We start from the raw sequence: 3036 nt of genomic DNA on the forward strand, positions 1-3036 counted from the left end.
AACTGCTGTAAACTCTTTACTCGATTAAGTCCTCGATCTATTAGTACTGCTCAGCTCCATGTATCGCTACACTTCCACCCGCAGCCTATCTACGTCATAATCTCTAACGGATCTTACTTCCATAAAGGAATGGGAAATCTCATCTCGAGGGGGGCTTCACACTTAGATGCTTTCAGCGTTTATCCCTTCCATACGTAGCTACCCAGCGATGCGCCTGGCGGCACAACTGGTACACCAGAGGTATGTCCATCCCGGTCCTCTCGTACTAAGGACAGCTCCTCTCAAATTTCCTACGCCCGCGACGGATAGGGACCGAACTGTCTCACGACGTTCTGAACCCAGCTCGCGTACCGCTTTAATGGGCGAACAGCCCAACCCTTGGGACCGACTACAGCCCCAGGATGCGATGAGCCGACATCGAGGTGCCAAACCTCCCCGTCGATGTGAACTCTTGGGGGAGATAAGCCTGTTATCCCCAGGGTAGCTTTTATCCGTTGAGCGATGGCCCTTCCATATGGTACCACCGGATCACTAACTCCGACTTTCGTCCCTGCTCGACTTGTCAGTCTCGCAGTCAAGCTCGCTTGTACGTTTACACTCTGCGAATGATTTCCAACCATTCTGAGCGAACCTTTGAGCGCCTCCGTTACATTTTAGGAGGCGACCGCCCCAGTCAAACTGCCCACCAGACACTGTCCCTCACCGCGCTAAGCGATGTAGGTTAGAGTTTTCATATAACAAGGGTAGTATCCCACCAACGCCTCCTTCGAAACTAGCGTTCCGAAATCAATGGCTCCTACCTATCCTGTACATGTCACACAAAAACTCAATATCAAGCTACAGTAAAGCTCCATGGGGTCTTTCCGTCCTGTCGCGGGTAACCCGCATCTTCACGGGTATTATAATTTCACCGAGTCTCTCGTTGAGACAGTGCCCAAATCATTACGCCTTTCGTGCGGGTCGGAACTTACCCGACAAGGAATTTCGCTACCTTAGGACCGTTATAGTTACGGCCGCCGTTTACTGGGGCTTCAATTCTCAGCTTCGCAAAAGCTAACTGATCCTCTTAACCTTCCAGCACCGGGCAGGCGTCAGCCCATATACGTCATCTTACGATTTAGCATAGACCTGTGTTTTTGATAAACAGTTGTTTGGGCCTATTCACTGCGGCTGGCTGTTACACCAGCACCCCTTCTCCCGAAGTTACGGGGTCATTTTGCCGAGTTCCTTAACGAGAGTTCACTCGCTGACCTTAGGATACTCTCCTCGACTACCTGTGTCGGTTTGCGGTACGGGTAGTTTATTTCTAACTAGGAACTTTTCTCGGCAGTGTGAGTTACTGTGCTTCGCTACTAAAATTTCACTCCCCATCACAGCTTGTCCTTAAAGATATAAGCATTTGACTCATATCAAGACTTACTGCTTGGACGCGCATATCCATCAGCGCGCACACATCATCCTCCTGCGTCCTTCCATCGTTCAAACAAAATAAACTAGTACAGGAATATCAACCTGTTATCCATCGATTACACCTCTCGGTCTCATCTTAGGCCCCGACTAACCCTGGGAGGACGAGCCTTCCCCAGGAAACCTTAGTCTTTCGGCCGACCAGATTCTCACTGGTCTTTCGTTACTCATACCGGCATTCTCACTTCTAAGAACTCCACTGCTCCTCACGGTACAGCTTCAATGCTCTTACAACGCTCTCCTACCACGTATCTTACGATACATCCACAGTTTCGGTATCATGCTTAGCCCCGGTACATTTTCGGCGCAGAATCACTCGACTAGTGAGCTATTACGCACTCTTTGAATGAATGGCTGCTTCTAAGCCAACATCCTAGTTGTCTATGCGTTTCCACATCCTTTTCCACTTAGCATGAATTTTGGGACCTTAACTGGTGATCTGGGCTGTTTCCCTTTCGACGGTGGATCTTATCACTCATCGTCTGACTCCCGGGTATAGATTGATGGTATTCGGAGTTTATCTGAATTCAGTAACCCAAGACGGGCCCCTAGTCCAAACAGTGCTCTACCTCCATAATCCTAATCCCCGAGGCTAACCCTAAAGCTATTTCGGAGAGAACCAGCTATCTCCAAGTTCGTTTGGAATTTCACCGCTACCCACAACTCATCCCAGCATTTTTCAACATACACGGGTTCGGTCCTCCAATGCGTTTTACCGCATCTTCAACCTGGTCATGGGTAGGTCACTTGGTTTCGGGTCTACATCAACATACTTAGTCGCCCTATTCAGACTCGCTTTCGCTACGGCTCCGACTTTTCATCTTAACCTTGCATGTTAACGTAACTCGCCGGTTCATTCTACAAAAGGCACGCGATCACCCATTAACGGGCTCTCACTACTTGTAGGCACACGGTTTCAGGATCTATTTCACTCCCCTTCCGGGGTACTTTTCACCTTTCCCTCACGGTACTGGTTCACTATCGATCACTAGGGAGTATTTAGCCTTGGGAGATGGTCCTCCCAGATTCCGACGGAGTTTCTCGTGTTCCGCCGTACTCAGGATACTGAATGGAGTGGGTCAGATTTCGTTTACGAGGCTTTCACTCTCTTTGGCCAAGCTTTCCAGCTTGTTCAACTATCATTACCTTTTGTTCTCACAACATCAGTCCTACAACCCCAGAGAGCAAGCTCTCTGGTTTGGGCTATTCCCGTTTCGCTCGCCGCTACTCAGGGAATCGAATTTCTTTCTCTTCCTGCAACTACTTAGATGTTTCAGTTCATTGCGTGTTCCTCTTGATTGCTATGTATTCACAAACAAGTAAATATCCATTACGATATTTGGGTTCCCCCATTCGGAAATCCCCGGATCAAAGCTTACTTACAGCTCCCCGAGGCGTATCGTCGTTAGTTACGTCCTTCATCGGCTCCTAGTGTCTAGGCATCCACCGTGCGCCCTTTATAACTTAATCTTGACAAAATATGGAAATACATCCATTTTTATCGCGCAGTTTTCGGTGTTTCTTTAATTCATTAATTCTTAATATCCAGTTTTCAAGGTACGAGTTTGA

At 48.3% G+C, this 3036-nt stretch carries 1 rRNA gene; it reads right to left on the reverse strand.

The features are described 5' to 3' along the window. Positions 1–20: 20 nt before the first annotated feature. Positions 21–2937 (reverse strand): 23S ribosomal RNA (locus FD26_RS10650). Between the last annotated feature and the right edge of the window lie 99 nt (positions 2938–3036).

Origin of the sequence: Companilactobacillus crustorum JCM 15951 (genome assembly GCF_001434585.1) — a bacterium.
Taxonomy (GTDB): domain Bacteria; phylum Bacillota; class Bacilli; order Lactobacillales; family Lactobacillaceae; genus Companilactobacillus; species Companilactobacillus crustorum.